Origin of the sequence: Micromonospora sp. NBC_00860 (assembly GCF_045207375.1) — a bacterium.
Classification (GTDB): Bacteria; Actinomycetota; Actinomycetes; order Mycobacteriales; family Micromonosporaceae; genus Micromonospora; species Micromonospora vinacea.
In genome coordinates, this window is the sequence record NZ_CP108825.1 from 17,884 (window position 1) to 36,196 (window position 18,313).

13 protein-coding genes are annotated in these 18,313 nt (G+C 71.5%); 12 read left to right on the top strand and 1 reads right to left on the bottom strand.

The window, feature by feature from the left end; all coding sequences use genetic code 11:
• Positions 1-79: 79 nt before the first annotated feature.
• Both ileS and OH804_RS00075 read left to right on the top strand, forming a co-directional pair.
• Positions 80-3,295: an isoleucine--tRNA ligase gene (ileS, locus tag OH804_RS00070; RefSeq protein ID WP_406061912.1), complete on the top strand. Its 3,216-nt coding sequence runs from the start codon at positions 80-82 to the stop codon at positions 3,293-3,295.
• 105 nt (positions 3,296-3,400) lie between these two features.
• Positions 3,401-4,090 carry a 1-acyl-sn-glycerol-3-phosphate acyltransferase gene (locus OH804_RS00075; protein ID WP_196919318.1) on the top strand — a complete coding sequence of 230 codons (690 nt, stop codon included), beginning with the start codon at positions 3,401-3,403 and terminating at the stop codon, positions 4,088-4,090.
• A 41-nt stretch (positions 4,091-4,131) separates the two neighbouring features.
• Here the strand turns inward: OH804_RS00075 and OH804_RS00080 are convergent, their stop codons facing one another.
• Positions 4,132-5,349, bottom strand: a complete 1,218-nt coding sequence (locus OH804_RS00080) for a hypothetical protein (RefSeq protein ID WP_406061914.1) — start codon at positions 5,347-5,349, stop codon at positions 4,132-4,134.
• A 107-nt stretch (positions 5,350-5,456) separates the two neighbouring features.
• Here OH804_RS00080 and OH804_RS00085 point away from each other — a divergent pair, with 107 nt between their 5' ends.
• The 10 genes from OH804_RS00085 to obgE all read left to right on the top strand — a co-directional run bounded on the left by OH804_RS00085 (position 5,457) and on the right by obgE (position 18,281).
• Positions 5,457-7,457 carry a TIGR03960 family B12-binding radical SAM protein gene (locus OH804_RS00085; protein WP_406061916.1) on the top strand — a complete coding sequence of 667 codons (2,001 nt, stop codon included), beginning with the start codon at positions 5,457-5,459 and terminating at the stop codon, positions 7,455-7,457.
• A 261-nt stretch (positions 7,458-7,718) separates the two neighbouring features.
• Positions 7,719-8,159: a hypothetical protein gene (locus tag OH804_RS00090; protein WP_196919316.1), complete on the top strand. Its 441-nt coding sequence runs from the start codon at positions 7,719-7,721 to the stop codon at positions 8,157-8,159.
• Positions 8,160-8,169: 10 nt separating this feature from the next.
• On the top strand, positions 8,170-9,651 hold the full coding sequence (locus tag OH804_RS00095) for a WXG100 family type VII secretion target (protein WP_406061918.1): 1,482 nt from the start codon (positions 8,170-8,172) through the stop codon (positions 9,649-9,651).
• A gap of 10 nt (positions 9,652-9,661) precedes the next feature.
• Positions 9,662-11,134 carry a type VII secretion-associated serine protease mycosin gene (gene mycP / locus OH804_RS00100; protein WP_406061920.1) on the top strand — a complete coding sequence of 491 codons (1,473 nt, stop codon included), beginning with the start codon at positions 9,662-9,664 and terminating at the stop codon, positions 11,132-11,134.
• 159 nt (positions 11,135-11,293) lie between these two features.
• Positions 11,294-12,106, top strand: coding sequence for a TIGR03936 family radical SAM-associated protein (locus OH804_RS00105; RefSeq protein ID WP_406061922.1), 813 nt, complete (start codon positions 11,294-11,296; stop codon positions 12,104-12,106).
• Between the two features lie 131 nt (positions 12,107-12,237).
• Positions 12,238-15,351, top strand: a complete 3,114-nt coding sequence (locus tag OH804_RS00110) for an Rne/Rng family ribonuclease (RefSeq protein ID WP_406061924.1) — start codon at positions 12,238-12,240, stop codon at positions 15,349-15,351.
• Between the two features lie 117 nt (positions 15,352-15,468).
• Positions 15,469-15,963: a hypothetical protein gene (locus OH804_RS00115; protein ID WP_196919311.1), complete on the top strand. Its 495-nt coding sequence runs from the start codon at positions 15,469-15,471 to the stop codon at positions 15,961-15,963.
• A gap of 166 nt (positions 15,964-16,129) precedes the next feature.
• Positions 16,130-16,444 (top strand): 50S ribosomal protein L21, encoded by a 315-nt coding sequence (gene rplU / locus OH804_RS00120; RefSeq protein WP_007464063.1) that lies wholly within the window; start codon positions 16,130-16,132, stop codon positions 16,442-16,444.
• Positions 16,445-16,455: 11 nt separating this feature from the next.
• Entirely contained in the window at positions 16,456-16,710 is a 255-nt protein-coding gene (rpmA, locus tag OH804_RS00125; RefSeq protein ID WP_007464062.1) for a 50S ribosomal protein L27, read from the top strand.
• Between the two features lie 95 nt (positions 16,711-16,805).
• On the top strand, positions 16,806-18,281 hold the full coding sequence (gene obgE, locus OH804_RS00130; protein ID WP_196919310.1) for a GTPase ObgE: 1,476 nt from the start codon (positions 16,806-16,808) through the stop codon (positions 18,279-18,281).
• Positions 18,282-18,313: the final 32 nt, after the last annotated feature.

An 18,313-nucleotide genomic window follows, 5' to 3' on the forward strand; every position in this document is an offset into this window, starting at 1 on the left:
GCGCCGTTCCAGGCGTACCCCGGACGGTTCGTCCTCGCAGACCCACGTTGAGTGAGCTGCATGAGGAGAGCGACCCCCGATGGCCTATCCGTTGCACGACGCGACCGCCGCCGGTGTCCCGGCGAGCCCGGACCTGCCCTCGGTGGAGCGCCGGGTGCTGGAGCACTGGACGGCCGACAAGACCTTCGAGGCCAGCATCGAGGCAAGGCCGACCTCCGGTCGGCAACCGGAACGGACGGACTCCGCCGACGGCGGCGTCGCAGGCGACGCCGAAAACGAGTACGTCTTCTACGACGGCCCGCCCTTCGCCAACGGCCTGCCGCACTACGGTCACCTCTTCACCGGCTACGTCAAGGACGTGGTGCCGCGCTACCAGACCATGCGCGGCCGACACGTCGAGCGGCGCTTCGGCTGGGACTGCCACGGCCTGCCCGCCGAGGTGGTGGCCGAGAAGCAGCTCGGCATCACCAGCAAGGCGGAGATCATCGACCTGGGCGTGGCCCGGTTCAACGAGGCCTGCCGTACCTCGGTGCTGGAGTTCACCCAGGACTGGGAGCGGTACATCAACCGGCAGGCCCGCTGGGTCGACTTCAGCAACGACTACAAGACGCTCGACCTGGACTACATGGAAAGCGTCATGTGGGCCTTCAAGACCCTGCACGACAAGGGTCTGATCTACGAGGGCTTCCGGGTGCTCGCGTACTGCTGGCGCTGCGAGACGCCGCTGTCGAACACCGAGACCCGGATGGACGACGTCTACCGGGACCGGCACGACCCCACCCTGTCGGTGTGGTTCGGGCTGACCGCCGACGAGTCCGCGCCGGAGCTGGTGCGCGGGCCGGTCAAGCTGGGCGTCTGGACCACCACGCCGTGGACCCTGCCGTCGAACCTGGCGCTCGCCGTCGGGCCCGACATCGAGTACGCGGTGCTCGAACACCGGGGTTCCCCCGACAGCGAGCGCAGTGGCGACCGCTACGTCGTCGGCGCGGCGCGGCTGGCCGCGTACGCCAAGGAGCTGGAGGGGTACGAGCAGGTCGGGACGGTGTACGGCCGGGACCTGGTCGGGCGCCGCTACACGCCGCTGTTCGACTTCCTCGTCGAGCAGGCCGGGGAGAACGCCTACCAGGTGCTCGGCGCGGAGTTCGTCACCACCGAGGACGGCACCGGGATCGTGCACCTGGCCCCGGCGTTCGGCGAGGACGACCAGAACGTCTGCAACGCCGCCGGCATCCCCACCATCGTCACCGTCGACGACCACACCCGGTTCACCGCGCTGGTTCCGCCGTACCAGGGTGAGCAGGTCTTCGACGTCAACAAGCCGGTGATCCGGGAGCTGAAGGACCGGGGGGTGGTGCTCAAGCAGGACACCTACACCCACTCGTACCCGCACTGCTGGCGCTGCGACACCCCGCTGGTCTACAAGGCCGTGTCGTCGTGGTTCGTCGCGGTGACCCAGTTCCGGGACCGGATGGTCGAGCTGAACCAGGAGATCAACTGGACGCCCGGCCACATCAAGGACGGCTCGTTCGGCAAGTGGCTGGCCAACGCCCGGGACTGGTCGATCAGCCGGAACCGGTTCTGGGGTTCGCCGATCCCGGCGTGGAAGTCCGACGACCCGAACTACCCGCGGCTGGACGTCTACGGTTCGCTGGCCGACATCGAGCGGGACTTCGGCGTACGCCTGACCGACCTGCACCGGCCGGCGGTGGACGACCTGGTCCGCCCCAACCCGGACGACCCGACCGGCAAGTCGATGATGCGCCGGGTGCCGGAGGTGCTGGACTGCTGGTTCGAGTCCGGGTCGATGCCGTTCGCCCAGGTGCACTACCCGTTCGAGAACGCGGACTGGTTCGAGCACCACTACCCGGGTGACTTCATCGTCGAGTACATCGGGCAGACCCGTGGCTGGTTCTACACGATGCACGTGCTGGCGACCGCGCTGTTCGACCGGCCGGCGTTCCGCAACTGCCTGAGCCACGGCATCCTGCTCGGCTCGGACGGGCGCAAGATGTCCAAGAGCCTGCGCAACTACCCGGACGTCTACCACGTCTTCGACGCGTACGGCTCGGACGCGATGCGCTGGATGCTGATGTCCTCGCCGGTGCTGCGCGGTGGGGACATGGCGGTCACCGAGGCGGGCATCCGTGACGCCGTCCGGCAGGTGCTGCTGCCGCTGTGGAACGTGTGGTACTTCTTCACGCTGTACGCCAACGCCGACGGGTACCAGGCGCGGCGGCGCACCGACTCCACCCACCTGCTCGACCGGTACGTGCTGGCGAAGACGAACGAGCTGGTGTCCACTGTCGGCGCGCAGATGGACGCGTACGACATCTCCGGTGCCTGCGCCACCGTCCGGTCCTACCTGGACGCGCTGACCAACTGGTACGTGCGTCGGTCCCGGGACCGGTTCTGGTCCGGTGACGTCAACGCGTTCGACACCCTGTCGACTGTGCTGGAGACGCTCTGCCGGGTGGTGGCGCCGCTCGCGCCGCTGACCGCTGAGGAGATCTGGCGTGGCCTGACCGGGGAGCGCTCGGTGCACCTGACCGACTGGCCGGAGGCGAGCGAGTTCCCGGCCGACCACGACCTGGTCGCCGCGATGGACAACGTGCGGGCGGTCGCCTCGGCGGCGCTGTCGCTGCGCAAGGCCAAGGGGCTGCGGGTACGACTGCCGCTGTCGAAGCTGACAGTGGCCTCGCCGGCCGCCGAGCAGCTGCGGCCGTTCGCCGACCTGGTCGCCGACGAGGTCAACGTGAAGGCTGTGGAGTTCAGCGCGGAGTTGTCCGCGTACTGCGAGCAGGTGTTGACGGTGGTGCCCCGGGCGCTCGGCCCGCGGGTCGGCAAGCAGGTGCAGCAGGTGATCAAGGCGGTCAAGGCGGGCGACTGGGAGCTGGTCGACGGCGCCCCGGTGGCCGCCGGCGTCACCCTCGCCGAGGGCGAGTACGAGCTTCGCCTGGTCGCCGCCGACGCCGAGCACTCCGCGCCGCTGCCTGGCGGTGAGGGCGTGGTCGTGCTGGACACCGACGTCACCCCGGAGTTGGCAGCCGAGGGGCTGGCCCGCGACGTGGTGCGGGTGGTGCAGCAGGCCCGCCGGGACGCCGACCTGGACGTCTCCGACCGGATCGTGGTGTCGGTGTCGGCGTCCGACGAGGTGCGCGCGGCGGTGGCCGCGTACGTCGACTTCGTCTCCGCGGAGGTGCTGGCCGACTCGGTGGACTTCGTCGAGGGCCAGGAGGGCTTCGCTGGCGAGGTCGGCGATGGTGAGCGGGTAACGGTGGTCGTCCGCCGGGTATAAGGGACCATCGCCAGGGTGCGGGCGCCTCACCACCTCCGTCTGGGAGGTGTGGAGGCGTCCGCTACCGTGACACCGCCTGTTCGCACCTGATCTGCCGGAGGACCAGTGCCCCTGCTCTACACCATCGGCAAGCTCACCGTGGCGCCCACGCTGCGGTTGGCGTTCCGCCCGACCGTGGAGGGGCTGGAACACGTGCCGGAGATCGGTGGCGCGGTCTTCGCCGGCAACCACCTCTCGGTGGCCGACGAGCTGTTCCTCGGCACTGTCGTGCCCCGGCACCTGGCGTTCTGGGCCAAGTCGGAGTATTTCAAGGGCACCGGCGTGAAGGGTGCGATCTCCAAGTTCGTCCTCACCGGCCTGGGCGCCATCCCGGTCGAACGGGCCGGTGGCCGGGCGGCGCTGTCCGCGTTCGACGCGGCGATCCCGGCGCTCAAGGGCGGTGACCTGGTGGTGGTCTACCCGGAGGGCACCCGCTCGCCGGACGGCAAGCTCTACCGGGGGCGGACCGGCGCGGCCCGGCTGGCGATCTCGGCCGGCGTGCCGATCATTCCGGTCGGCATGATCGGTACGGACAAGGCGCAGCCGATCGGCGCCAGGGTGCCCCGGCCGGGCACTGCCAAGATCACGGTTCGATTCGGCAAGCCGCTGGACTTCACCGGCCGTCCGGACGACCGCGCCTCGCTGCGGCAGATGACCGACGAGGTGATGAGCGAGATCCAGAAGCTCACCGGCCAGGAGTACGTGCCCCGCTACGCCCCGCCGCGCGCCCACCCGGACCCGACCCGCGACGCCTGACCCCGCCGCCGGTCCCGGTCTCTGGCCGGCCGGGGTGCGGCTCAGCTCCGCTCGGGCTGGACGATCTGGGCGCGCAGGGTGGCCAGCAGGCCGGCACTGTCGGCGACGGAGAGCCGGGTGAACACGCCGGTGGCGATGCTGCCGTGGTCGACCGACGTGCAGACCACCACGTCACTGCCGTCGGCGCTCCCCACCGCGCACCGTTCGTGCCTGCCGCGCACTCCGGTGTCCACGCTCTCCGGGGCACTCAGCGCGTACCGCTCGGTGAGCCGGCTGATCTCGGCTTCCGCGTCCGACTCGGGACTCAGCCGGAAGCCGGTGCCGCCGAAGACGGTCACCCGCTTGCCGCTCGTCGTGGAGTAGACGCCGGCGAAGGTGTCCTCGGCCAGCCAGTGCTCCTTGCGTACCTCGCCCTCCAGCTTCTGGGCGGTCTCCGTGCTGCGGTTGTCCTGCCGCAGGCTGAGGTCGTCGACCTGGACGGGCAGCGCGGCGCGCGCCGGGTACTGGGCCGAGATCGGGAACCCGTAGTAGGCGGGGCAGCCACAGCAGCAGGCCAGCGTGAGCAGGAGCAGCCACGGCCAGCGGCGTCGCCGGCGGACCGGGACCGGCACGTACCCCTTCGGGGCCTGCCATCCGGGCGGTGGCGCCGGTGGCGCGGCGGATCGCCGGCCCCGGCGCTGCTTCGGCACCTTCGGCATCGTCGGCGGCGCGGGTGGCGACATGGGTCGGGCCGGCACCGTGGGCCCGATGGCCCGGGGGGCGCTCGGGGCGGCCGGCGGCGGTACCGGGTGCGATACGGCCGGGGGAGCGGGCGGCCCGGACCACTGCCGGGTGTCCGGCGGCGTCGGGTACGACATCGTCGGCGGCAGCGGGGGCAGTTCGGCGGAGGGCAGGTCCCAGCCGCCGGTGTCCACGCCGGCCCACGGGTCGACCGGGGTCTGGTGCTCCGGCGGCCCGACGGCCACCGGCGGGGGAGGGGTCGGCTCGGCCGACTCGCCCCAGACAGGTCGTCGGGGCAGCGGCGGTGGCACCGGGGCCGAACCGCTCCACCTGGGCGCCGGGACCTCCGCGGTCGCGGCAGGTTCCGGCTGGTCCGGGGGTTCCGGCTGGTCCGGGGGTTCCGGCTGGTCCCGGGGTTCCGGCTGATCCGAGGGTACGGGTGGGGAGGTCGGCTCGTCGGCGACCGCCGGGTCCCGCTCCGGCTCCGCGCCCGGGGTGCTCCCGTCGGCCGGCCGTGCTCCCGGCTTCGGCTCCGGCATCGCGGCAATCTCCTCTCGCGCCGATCCGAGGTTAGTACCGCCCCGCCACCACCGCCGATCGGGCGTGCGCGCGATCCCCGCCGGAGGAACGCGTACCCTTGGGCATCATGAGTGCCCCGTCCACGACGCCGCGCGCGGCCGCGACCAACTCCGTGTGGTCCCAGCTCGAGCCGCTGCTACCCCAGATCTCCAAGCCCATCCAGTACGTCGGCGGCGAGTTGGGTGCGGTCACGAAGGACTGGGACTCGGCGACCGTGCGCTGGGCGCTGATGTATCCCGACGCGTACGAGGTGGGCCTGCCCAACCAGGGCGTGCAGATCCTCTACGAGGTGCTCAACGAGTTGCCCGACACCCTCGCCGAGCGGACGTACGCGGTCTGGCCGGACCTGGAGACGCTGATGCGCACGCACGGCGTGCCGCAGTTCACCGTCGACGCGCACCGGGCGGTGCGCGGGTTCGACGTGTTCGGCATCTCCTTCTCCACCGAGCTGGGTTACACCAACATGCTCACCGCGATCGACCTGGCCGGCATTCCGATGCTGGCCGCCGACCGCACCGACGCCGACCCGGTGATCGTTGCCGGCGGGCACGCCGCGTTCAACCCGGAGCCGATCGCCGACTTCATCGACGCCGCTGTGCTCGGCGACGGCGAGGAGGCGGTCCTGGAGATCACCGCGATCGTCCGGGAGTGGAAGGCCGAGGGCTCGCCGGGCGGCCGCGACGAGCTGCTGCTGCGGCTGGCCCGCACCGAGAGCGTCTACGTGCCGCGCTTCTACGACGTCGACTACCTGCCGGACGGCCGGATCCAGCGGGTCGTGCCGAACCGGGCGGACGTGCCGTTCCGGGTGCACAAGCGCACGACGATGGACCTGGACGCCTGGCCGTACCCGAAGAAGCCCCTCGTGCCGCTGGCCGAGACGGTGCACGAGCGGTACGCGGTGGAGATCTTCCGGGGCTGCACCCGGGGCTGCCGGTTCTGTCAGGCCGGGATGATCACCCGGCCGGTGCGCGAACGGTCGATCACCACTGTCGCGCAGATGGTCCGCGAGGGCCTGGAGTTCTCCGGCTTCTCCGAGGTCGGCCTGCTGTCGCTCTCCTCGGCGGACCACTCCGAGATCGGCGACATGTGCTCGGGCCTCGCCCAGCAGTACGAGGGCACGAACGTCTCGCTGTCGCTGCCGTCGACCCGGGTGGACGCCTTCAACATCGACCTCGCGCAGGAGCTGTCCCGCAACGGGCGGCGTACCGGCCTGACCTTCGCCCCGGAGGGCGGGTCGGAGCGCATCCGCAAGGTCATCAACAAGATGGTGTCGAAGGAAGACCTGATCCGTACGGTCGTCACCGCGTACACCAACGGTTGGCGGCAGGTGAAGCTCTACTTCATGTGCGGCCTGCCCACCGAGACCGACGAGGACGTCCTCGAGATCGCGGAGATGGCCCACGAGGTGATCCGGGCGGGCCGGGCCGCGACCGGCTCCAAGGACATCCGCTGCACGGTCTCCATCGGCGGGTTCGTGCCGAAGCCGCACACCCCGTTCCAGTGGGCCGCCATGGACCGTCCGGAGGTCATCGACCACCGGCTGAAGATCCTCAAGCAGGCCATCAACGCTGACCGTTCGCTGGGCCGGGCCATCGGCTACCGCTACCACGACGGCGAGCCGTCGCTCATCGAAGGGCTGCTCTCCAGGGGTGACCGCCGGGTCGGCTCGGTCATCCGCAAGGTCTGGGAGAACGGCGGCCGGTTCGACGGTTGGAGCGAGCACTTCTCGTACCAGCGCTGGGTGGACGCGGCGGCCGAGACGCTGCCCGCCTTCGGCGTGGACCTCGACTGGTACACCACCCGTCAGCGCGACGAGCTGGAGGTCCTGCCCTGGGACCACCTCGACTCGGGCCTGGACAAGGACTGGCTCTGGCAGGACTGGCAGGACTCGTTCAGCGAGTTCGAGCAGGACGACTGCCGGTGGACGCCCTGCTTCGACTGCGGCGTCTGCCCATCGATGGACACCGAGATCCAGATCGGCCCCACCGGCAAGAAGTTGCTGCCGCTCACCCCGCTGGGCGGCAACGGCATGAAGGTCCCGTCGGGCCACCAGCACTCGCACCCCTGACCGGGCCGCCGTCGGGCAGCGCCCGCTGGCGGTGACCCACCACCCTCCACATCCGACATGTCACCCAACGGGTCCGCGTCTCGCGGGCCCGTTGGCGTTGTTCGGGCCCGGCCGCGCTGCGGCCCGGCACCGAACCTTCCGCGAGATCGGCCGCCATCTGTACCACGTGCTGGTGGCTGGGGCTGCCCGGACTGGGTCAGACTCGATACGCTGCGTCTGACATGGACCGACCCGGCGGGTCGGGGACGGGGGAGGAATCGCATGGGGAGCATCCCGCCGCCGAGCATCGGCGATCTGCAGGTCAGCGTCGAGGACCTGGACGCCGCCGCCACGTACGTCGAGCGGCTCAGGCAGTACATCGACGACACCATCAAGTACGAGATGGAACGCATCAAGACGCGGATGAAGGGCGACAGCAACAACGCCCAGACCGTCCCGAACGGCACCCCGTTCGGCGCGTACGAGGACGCCGTCATGCAGTGGCGGGCCCTGGAGACCTCCACGGCGAACATGGAGGCGCACCTCACGACGCTCTCCCAGAAGCTCGCCGCGCTGAAGGAGGGCACCGAGGAGATCGCCAAGGCGTTCCGCGACACCGAGGCGCGCAACGGCGCCAACGGCAAGGAGATCGAGCGGCTGCTGGAGTCGGCGGCGCCGCCGCCCACTGCCAGCGGCGCACCCACCTACCCGTACACGGCCTGAGGGGGACGTCATGGCTGGAGGAACCTGGGAGCGGTGCGTCCGCGAGGTGACGCTCTCCGCGGACCCGGAAACGGTCGGATCGGTCGGAGCGGGCTGGAGCAACCTCTCCAGCGGCCTGCAGCAACTGCGGGACGCGCTCGTCGGTCGATCGTTCGTCGGCCCGGTCGCGACGGGCCAGGAACGCCCGAACGTCGGCGGCCTGCCCGGGATGCTCGCCGGTTGGAAGGGCAGCGGTGGCGACGCGTACCGCGAGCACCTGGGCAAGATCGGCAAGCAGATCGAGGATCTGATCACCGACGCGACGAACGTCAGTGGCGCGTTGACGCGGATCGAGGGCGACATCCGCAAGTCGGTCTCCACAATTCCGATCCCGCTGATGGACGACTTCGGCTTCAACGAGTGGAGCCTGCCCAACGGCACCGAGCTCGACGATGCCCGCGACGGCGAGAGCTCGTCGGGTTTCCTCGCCGCCCTGCGGAAGGACTACCAGAGCAACCCCGGCTCGTACGCCGACGGCGCGTTCCGCGACAAGGCCGACGACCTGGAAGCGACAATGAAGGTCGACGGTCAGGCCGGCGACCAGAAGCGGGGCGGCTGGTGGGACACCGGGGCCCACCTGGACAACTGGTACCGGGACAACCAGCAGGCGGCGAACACGGCGATGTCGCCGCTGCCGCAGGCCGTGTACACCGAGCGTCCCAAGCTGACCGTGGTGGGGCCCGAGGGCCACGAGAAAATCGACGACGTCCGCCGCGACCCCCGGGTGCCGCCCACGGGACGGCCCGACATCAGCGGTGGCGAATTCGGCGGGAAGCCCGACATCGGTGGTGGCGGCCCCACGATCGGCAGTAGGCCACCGGGCATCGACGACACGGGCGGTCCGACGTCCAGTGTCGAACCGTTCTCCCCGACCAAGCCCGGTGGGCTCGGCGATGGCTCGCCAACCGGCGGCACCGGCCAGCTCACGGCCCCACCGACCGGTTCCGGTTACCCGGGCTACGGCGACGATGACTACACCAGCGGTCTGGCTGGTGCCACCCCGGGCGGTGTCGGCGGCCTGGGCGGTGGCGTCGGCGGCGGCGGGGTCGGCAGCGCCGGTCTCGGTGGCGCCGGCGGCGGTTTCGGCGGCGGGGCCGGGGTGGGCTCGGCCGGCGGCATCGGCGCCGGCGGCGGCCTGGGCGGTGGTGCCGGGATCGGCGTGGGTGGCATCCCCGGCATGGTGGGTGGCGGTAACGGAAAGCTGCCGCCGATGACGAGCGCCGCGAACGCGCTGCGTACTGCTGCCGCCGCCGGCCCTGGCGGCGCCGGGATGGCGGGCGGCGCGCGTGGTGCGGGCGTCGGCGGCGCCGGAATGATGGGCGGCGGCATGATGGGCGGCGCGGGCGGCGCCGGGCACGGTGGCGGCGCCGGCTCCGAGCACTCGTCGTGGTTGACTGAGGATGACGATCCGTGGGGCCCCGGTGACGGGGCGTCCCCGGGTGTCCTTCGATGAGGATGGACGGATGAGGGTGAACGTCGGAAGCCTCCGGCCGGTAGCCGCCTGTCTGCTGGCGGGGCTCCTCGTGGTGGGGGCCGCCCAGCCGGCGGCCGCCGCGCCGCGGCGGGCCGAGCAGTGGTATCTGGATGAGCTCAAGATCGACCAGGTGCACGAGATCTCCACCGGGCGGGGTGTGGTCGTGGCCGTGGTCGACACCGGCGTCGAGGCCAGCCACCCGGACCTTCGGGGTCAGGTGCTGGCTGGTGGTCGCAGCTACGGCGCCTCCGGGGACGGCCGGGTAGACGAGGACGGGCACGGCACGCACATGGCCGGCATCATCGCGGCGAAGGGCAGCGGCGACGGTGTGGACGGCATCGCCCCTGGCGCGAAGATCCTGCCCATCAAGTTGCGCAAGGGCAGCGGCACCACCAGTGACGCGGCGATGGCCCTCGGCATCAGGATGGCCGTCGACGGCGGTGCCAAGGTGATCAATATTTCCCAGAGTGGCCCGGGCCTCGTCACCGACGCGGAGGCGAGCGCGATCAAGTACGCGTTCGACCGTGACGTCGTCGTGGTCTCCGGCGCTGGCAACACCGCCAGGGGCAGCGTCGCCGTAGGAAACCCGGCCAACACTCCCGGCGTGATCGCGGTGACCGGGACGACCAGGGGCGGCGCATTCTGGTCCGGCTCTGTCCGGGGTCCGGAGGCGGTGGTCGCCGCTCCAGGCGAAAGCGTCTACAACATCACCAACGAGGCGGGCTACGGCTGGGGCGACGGGACCTCCGACTCCAGCGCGATCGTCTCCGGTCTCGCCGCGCTGATCAGGTCGAAGTATCCGGACCTCAGCGCTCCAAGTGTGATCAACCGGATCATCCGGACCGCGCGGGACGCCGGCCCGTCCGGGCGGGATCCGCAGTACGGCTTCGGGGTGATCGACCCGATCAAGGCGCTGACCGCGAACGTGCCACCGGTCACCGCCAACCCGCTGCTCGGCCCGGCCGCGGCGCCGGTGGACCCGGGCCCGACCCGCGCCGCGGGTCCGGACGAGGAGTTCGACGTCACCCAGCACGGCGATCGCGGTGGTCCGACCGACCAGCAGGTCATGGTGGTGGGCATCGGCATCGCAGTGGTGCTGGTGTTGCTGTTGGGCCTGGCGGTGTTCCTCATCTGGAACCGCCGGCGGTACCGGCGGGAGGCGGCCCGGGCCGCCGCCATCCCGGACGAGGCGTTGGACCAGGTTCTCTCTGGTGCCTACCCGTCGCCGGGTGCGGGTTACGCCCCGCCGCCCGGCTATCCGCCAGCCCCCGGGTACGCCCCATCCTCCGGGTATGCCGCTCCGCCCCCCGGTCAGGGCCCGCCTTCCGGCTACGGCCCGCCTCCCGGTCATGCCCCGCCTCCCGGTCATGCCCCTGCCCCCGGTTACGGACCGCCGGGCGGACCGCCTCCCGGTTACGGACCGCCGGGCGGGGCGCCGCCTGCCCCGCCACAGGAGCGGTAACCGGCACTGATCGTGGTGGCCGGCTGGTGACCTTTCCGGGTCACCAGCCGGCCATCGGGCTTTTCGGGTCGGTGGTCACGATCCACACGACCGTTTTGCACCCGTCTGCCGGGCCATTCGGCCGCCCCGGCTGCGTACCGTCACGAGCCCTGCGCCAGGATGGGCGGACACGCAGGTACACCTGAGGAGCCCACGATCGCCAGAAAGCCTCAACCCGAGGGCGGCCAGGCACCGGTCGTCCAGCGCGTCCGCATCCGGTACGCCAAGCGCGGGCCGCTGCGATTCACCTCGCACCGCGACTTCGCCCGGGCGTTCGAGCGCGCGCTACGCCGGGCCGCCGTGCCGGTCGCCTTCTCCCAGGGTTTCCACCCGCACCCGAAGATCTCCTACGCCAGCGCCGCACCCACCGGGGTGGCGAGCGAGGCGGAGTACCTGGAAATCGCCCTTCAGGCCGCCGTCGACCCGGAGGCGCTGCGCGCCGCGTTGGACGCCGCGCTCTCGCCGGGGCTGGATGTCCTGGACGCTGTGATCGCCGAGGGAGGCAACCTGCCGGACCGGATCGAGGCGTCGCACTGGTACATCGAGTTGCCCGAGGTCGACACCGCGGTGCTGCGCGCCGCTGTGGACGCCTTCGTCGCGGCCGAGGAGGTGCTGGTCGAGCGGATGACCAAGCAGGGACGACGCACTTTCGACGCTCGCGCGGCCGTGATATCGATCGATGTCCAACTGCCGACGCCGACGCCTTCCGGGGTGCCGGCCGTACCGTGTGCGATACTCGAACTGGTCGTGCGGCAGGTCACCCCGTCCGTACGGCCCGATGACGTCCTTTCCGGCCTCCGCGTGGTGGCCGACCTGGAGCCGCCGGTTTCGCCGAGGGTGACCCGGCTGGCTCAGGGCACGTTGACCGCGCAGGGTGCGATCGTGGATCCGTTGGATGCGGACCGCGACGGGGCAGCCATCGTTGGGCACTGACCGACGGTCGGTGTTCTGGCAGGCAGACTTCGGCGGTCGCGCACCACGCGCGCCCGGCGGAAACACTTTTGCGGCGACCCTGCGTGGCAGCGCTCACCCGCGCCCGGGCTAGCCAGAACTGGAGAACGTCCATGCTCGAGAACGAGCCCGAGGGCGGCGAACGGACCGGTTCACAGCCGGCCGGCGAGACCGCCGACCAGAGCACCACGGCCGACGGCGCCGCCGTCGCGCCGCCCACCACCGCTGTCGGTTCGGCCCCGATGGAACCGACCGGCGCGGAGAGCGCTCCCGGTGAAGCCGAGCCCGCTGCGCCAGTGCGGCGCACCCGGGCGACCCGTCGTCGGGCCGCCCCGCTCAACCAGCCGGAGCAGACCGACGCTCCGATCGAGGCGCCCACCGCTGGGGCCGGCAACGTCGAGTCGCCGCAGGCGGAGGTCTTCGCCCCGGTCTCCGGCGACCTGGACGTCGCACCGAAGACCCCCCGGCGCCGCCGCAAGGCCGCCCCCGTCGAGACGACCGCTGAGGAGCCGCTGGTCGCGGCCTCCGCGGAGCCGGCCTCGGCCGAGGTGGTGCCGCCGGTCAAGGTCACCCGTACCCGGCGCAAGAAGGCCACACCGGCTGCCGTCGAGGAGCCGCCCGCCACCGAGCAGCCGGCCGCCGTCGACGAGGTGCCGGTCGTCGAGGAGCCGGTCGTCGAGGAGCCGGTCGTCGAGGAGCCCGCGGAGTCCGACCTGCGCGAGGCTGAGGCCGAGTTGAACGACGCCGAGACCCTCCCGAGCACGTCCGCCGCCGAACTGGCCTGGAGCAGTGGCGCGCAGGACCGCTCCGGTGAGGTGCCACCGGGGGTGGCCGTTCCCGCTGTGACGGATGAGCCGAACGAGCCGGCCGAGATCGAGCCGGAGCAGCCGCGTACCCGTCGTCGGCGGGCTGCGCTCTCCGCGCCCACTGTGCTGTTCATGGCACCCCAGCCGGACGCCGTGCCGGTGACCCGACCGGTGGAGCCCGCCGCGGCGACCGAGGAGCCGCCCGTCGAGGAGGCCGCCGAGCCGTCCCGCCGCCGTCGGCGTGGTCGCCGCGAGGTCGAGCCGGTGGAGCCGATCGAGGCGATCGAGGCCGAAGAGGAGCCGACCGAGGAGGCCGACGAGGCCACCGAGGCGGATGAGGACGACGAGGACAGCGCCGCCGCGCGCCGCCGCCGCCGGCGTGGTCGCCGGGGCCGGGGCCGGGGCAAGGGCGGGGCCGACGACGCCGAGGACGACGAGTCCGAGGAGGCGGCGCAGGCCGATGAGGAAGAGACCGCCGAGGTCGAGGCCGAGGGCGACGAGGACGAGGAGTCCGAGGGTGGGGACGGCCTGACCCGTCGTCGCCGCCGCCGTCGCCGTCGTGGCGCCGGTGACACCGAGGGAGGCGCGGCCGACGACGGCGTGCCGACCGTTGTGAAGATCCGCGAGCCGCGTCGGACCGTCGACGAGGTGCAGGGTGTGTCCGGCTCGACCCGGCTGGAGGCCAAGCGCCAGCGCCGCCGCGACGGTCGGGAGCAGCGGCGTACGCGTCCGCCGATCCTCAGCGAGTCGGAGTTCCTGGCGCGCCGGGAGGCTGTCGACCGGGTGATGGCGGTCCGCCAGCGCGGTGACCGCACCCAGATCGCCGTCCTGGAGGACGGCGTGCTGGTCGAGCACTACGTCACCCGCAACTCCTCTGGGACGATGGCCGGCAACGTGTACCTGGGCAAGGTGCAGAACGTGCTGCCGAGCATGGAGGCCGCGTTCGTCGACGTCGGCCGGGGCCGCAACGCGGTGCTGTACGCCGGTGAGGTCAACTGGGACACCTCCGGGCTGGAGGGGCGGGCCCGCTCGATCGAGCAGGCGCTGCGCTCGGGCGACTCGGTGCTGGTCCAGGTCACCAAGGACCCGATCGGGCACAAGGGCGCACGGCTGACCAGCCACATCGCGCTCTCCGGCCGGCACCTGGTCTACGTACCCAACGGCAACGCCTCCGGGATCAGCCGCAAGCTGCCGGACAACGAGCGCAAGCGGCTGCGGGACGTGCTCAAGAAGCTGGTCCCGGACGGCGCGGGCGTGATCGTCCGGACGGCTGCCGAGGGCGCCACCGAGGACGAGCTGGCCCGCGACGTCAAGCGGCTCCAGGCGCAGTGGGAGGACATCCAGGCCAAGGCCGCCGAGGGTGGCGCTCCGGTGCTGCTCTACGGGGAGCCCGACCTGGTCATCCGGGTGGTCCGGGACCTCTTCAACGAGGACTTCCGCGAGCTGGTGATCGAGGGCGAGCAGTCGTACGACATGGTCGAGTCGTACCTGTCGCACGTCTCCCCGGACCTGGTCGACCGGGTGCGCCGGCACGTCGGTACGAGCGACGTGTTCGCCGAGTACCGCATCGATGAGCAGATCATCAAGGGCCTGGACCGCAAGGTCTTCCTGCCCTCCGGTGGCTCGCTGGTGATCGACCGCACCGAGGCGATGACTGTCGTCGACGTCAACACCGGCAAGTACACCGGCTCCGGGGGCAACCTGGAGGAGACCGTCACCCGCAACAACCTGGAGGCGGCGGAGGAGATCGTCCGTCAGCTCCGGTTGCGTGACATCGGCGGCATCGTGGTGATCGACTTCATCGACATGGTGCTGGAGTCGAACCGTGAGCTGGTGCTGCGCCGGCTCACCGAGTGCCTGGGCCGGGACCGCACCAAGCACCAGGTCACCGAGATCACCTCGCTCGGCCTGGTCCAGATGACCCGTAAGCGGATCGGCGCGGGCCTGCTGGAGGCGTTCAGCGAGACCTGCGAGTGCTGCAAGGGCCGGGGCGTCATCATCCACACCGAGCCGGTGCCGGAGAAGCCGCGCCCCGCCGGCGCGGGGGAGAAGGTCAAGGCGGTCGCCTCGGCGGTGGCTCCCGCCCCGGCTGCCGAGCAGGGTGCCACCTCGTCCCGCCGCCGGGCCCGCAAGAGCGCCCCGGCCGAGCGGGCCGTCGTGGAGGTCGTCGACACCGACACCGCCGCCGAACCGGACGCCGACTACCAGGACACGATGGGTTACGACCTGTCCCGCTACGAGTCGGACACCGCCGCCGCGCCGGCGATCTCCGACGCTCAGCAGGGTGAGTCGGCTCGGCTTGCTGCGGCGGACGACCCGGACGCGCTCGCTGACGGTGAGGGCGACGAGGAGACCACCGAGGGTGGTGGCGGCCGTCGCCGGTCGCGTCGCGGTGGCGCCCGTCGGCGGACCCGCCCCTGAGCGCCTGACCGGCCACGTGTTTGACGAGGTCCCTCTCCCGGCAAAGTGACGGGGGAGGGACCTCGCCGTTGCGGCCATCCGGTCCCCCGATCGGCCGCCCCAGGTCAGGAGAAGAAGATGCGCCGTCTGCTCGCCGTCACCGCGCTGCTCACCATGCTCTCCGGCGCGGTCGGCTGCTCCACCGACGGGTCCGCCGGCGGAACCGCCCAGGGCACCGGCTCGGCGGCCGCCGGCACCCCTGCCGGCCCGAGCGGCATGCCGGCCAGCGGTGGGGTGGCGGGTGGCAACGCCACCGAGGTCTGCACCGCCGCGCAGGAGGCCAGCACCACTGCCGTCCGGACGTACGTGGCGGAGCTGGGCCACATGCTCGCGGCGGTGGGCGCCGGGGACAGCCGAGCGGCCGAAACCGCCCGGGGGCGGGCCGAGGCGGCGCTGGCCGACTGGCGGACCGTGCTGCGGGAGCAGTCGGGGCGGACCAACGATCCGCAGCTCAAGACTCTGCTCACCGACCTCGGGACCGAGGTTTCCGCGCTCGGCGCCGACGTCGAGTCGATCGACGAGACGGAACTCGACCGGCTCCAGCAGCGCCTCGACCAGCTCTGCGCGCGCTGACCAGGGCGGGCCGGTTTGGGGTCCGGGCCAGCAATGGCGTACTCTTGCCTGCGGCCCACCTTTGGTGTGCCGAGTTCCCGTGTGCCCGCGCCGCCGTGCACTGCTACCCGGCGAGCCGCCGCGGGGACGACCGCCAGCAGCCTCAACGACAGGGAGTCCGCCTCCGATGTACGCGATCGTCAAGACCGGCGGCAAGCAGTACAAGGTCGCCGAGGGCGACGTGATCGAGGTCGAGAAGCTCACCGGTGCCCCCGGTGACGCGGTGAAGCTCACCGCGGTGCTCCTCGTCGACGGTGACGACCTGGTGACCGACGCGGCGAAGCTTGCCGAGGTCGCGGTGTCCGGCGAAATCGCCGCGCACACCAAGGGCCCGAAGATCCGGATCCACAAGTTCAAGAACAAGACCGGCTACCACAAGCGCCAGGGTCACCGCCAGCCGTTGACCCAGGTCAAGGTGACCGGCATCTCCAGCGGGAAGTAGGTCGTCCTCCAATGGCTCACAAAAAGGGTGCGTCCAGCTCGCGTAACGGTCGTGACTCCGCGGCCCAGCGACTTGGCGTGAAGCGCTTCGGTGGTCAGGTCGTCAGCGCCGGTGAGATCATCATCCGGCAGCGTGGCACCAAGTTCCACCCCGGTGACCTGGTCGGCCGTGGCGGCGACGACACGCTGTTCGCGCTGTCCGCCGGTGCGGTCCTGTTCGGTACCAAGCGCGGTCGCAAGACCGTCAGCATCGTTCCGCAGCAGTAGTTCTCGGGCTAAGCGGGCCGCGGACCTCCGGGTCCCGGCCCGCTTAGCCTTTTTCGCGAAGTGCGAGGTCGAACCTCGCTGGAAGGATTGACGCCGTGGCAACGTTCGTTGACCGGGTCGTTCTGCATCTGCAGGCCGGCGATGGCGGGCACGGTTGTGTCTCGATCCACCGCGAGAAGTTCAAGCCCTTCGGTGGGCCGGACGGCGGCAACGGTGGGCACGGCGGCAGCGTGTCCCTGGTGGTCGACCCGCAGGTGACCACGCTGCTCGACTTCCACTTCCACCCGCACGTCAAGGCCGACAACGGCAAGGGCGGCGCTGGCTCGAACCGGGACGGGGCCAACGGCCACAACCTGGTGCTCAAGGTGCCCAACGGCACCGTGGTGCAGACCTCCGATGGCACAGTGCTGGCCGACATGGTCGGCGCCGGCACCACCTTCGAGGTCGCCCGCGGCGGGCGCGGCGGGCGGGGCAACGCCTCGCTGGCCAACGCCAAGCGCAAGGCACCCGGTTTCGCCGAGCTGGGGGAGCCCGGCGACCAACTGGACATCGTGCTGGAGTTGAAGAGCGTCGCAGATGTGGGCCTGGTGGGCTTCCCGTCCGCCGGCAAGTCGTCGCTGATCTCGGTGATCTCCGCCGCGAAGCCGAAGATCGCCGACTACCCGTTCACCACCCTGGTGCCCAACCTCGGCGTGGTCCGGATGGACAACCACACCTTCACCGTCGCGGACGTGCCGGGCCTGATCCCCGGCGCGGCCAACGGCAAGGGGCTGGGCCTGGAGTTCCTGCGGCACATCGAACGCTGCGCGGTGCTGGTGCACGTCATCGACTCGGCGACCCTCGAGCCTGGTCGTGACCCGGTGGCCGACATCGACGCCATCGAGGCCGAGCTGAGCCAGTACGGCGGCCTGGCCGACCGCCCACGGCTGGTGGCGGTCAACAAGGTCGACGTGCCGGACGGCCGCGACCTCGCCGAGATCGTGCGCCCCGACCTGGAGGAGCGCGGTTACCGGGTGTTCGAGGTCTCCGCTGCCACCCGGGAGGGGCTCAAGGAGCTGACCTACGCGATGGCCGAGCTGGTGGAGGCGGAGCGTAAGGCCGCTCCGCCCGCCGAGCCGACCCGGATCGTGATTCGCCCGATGGCCGTGGACGACGACGGCTTCACCATCACGGCCGAGGCGGATGGCTCGTTCACCGTCCGCGGTGTCCGGCCGGAACGCTGGGTCAAGCAGACCAACTTCGACAACGACGAGGCGGTCGGCTTCCTGGCTGACCGGCTGGCCCGGCTCGGGGTGGAGGACAAGCTGGCCAAGGCCGGCGCGCAGCCCGGTGATCTGGTCCGGATCGGCGTGCGCGAGTTCGACTGGCAGCCGACGCTGTTCGCCGGCGTGGACTTCGTACCCGGCAACCGGGGCACCGACATCCGCCTGGAGGAGAAGTCGAACCGGGCTTCCGCCGCGGATCGGCTCGCCGCCCGGAAGGCTCGCCGGGTGCGGTCGGCGGACGAGGTGGGCGCGGACGCGTCCGACGACCTCGACGAGGACATCGACGACGAGGACGACGCCGAGTAGTTCGTTGCGCTCCGTGATGGGGTTGATTTCCA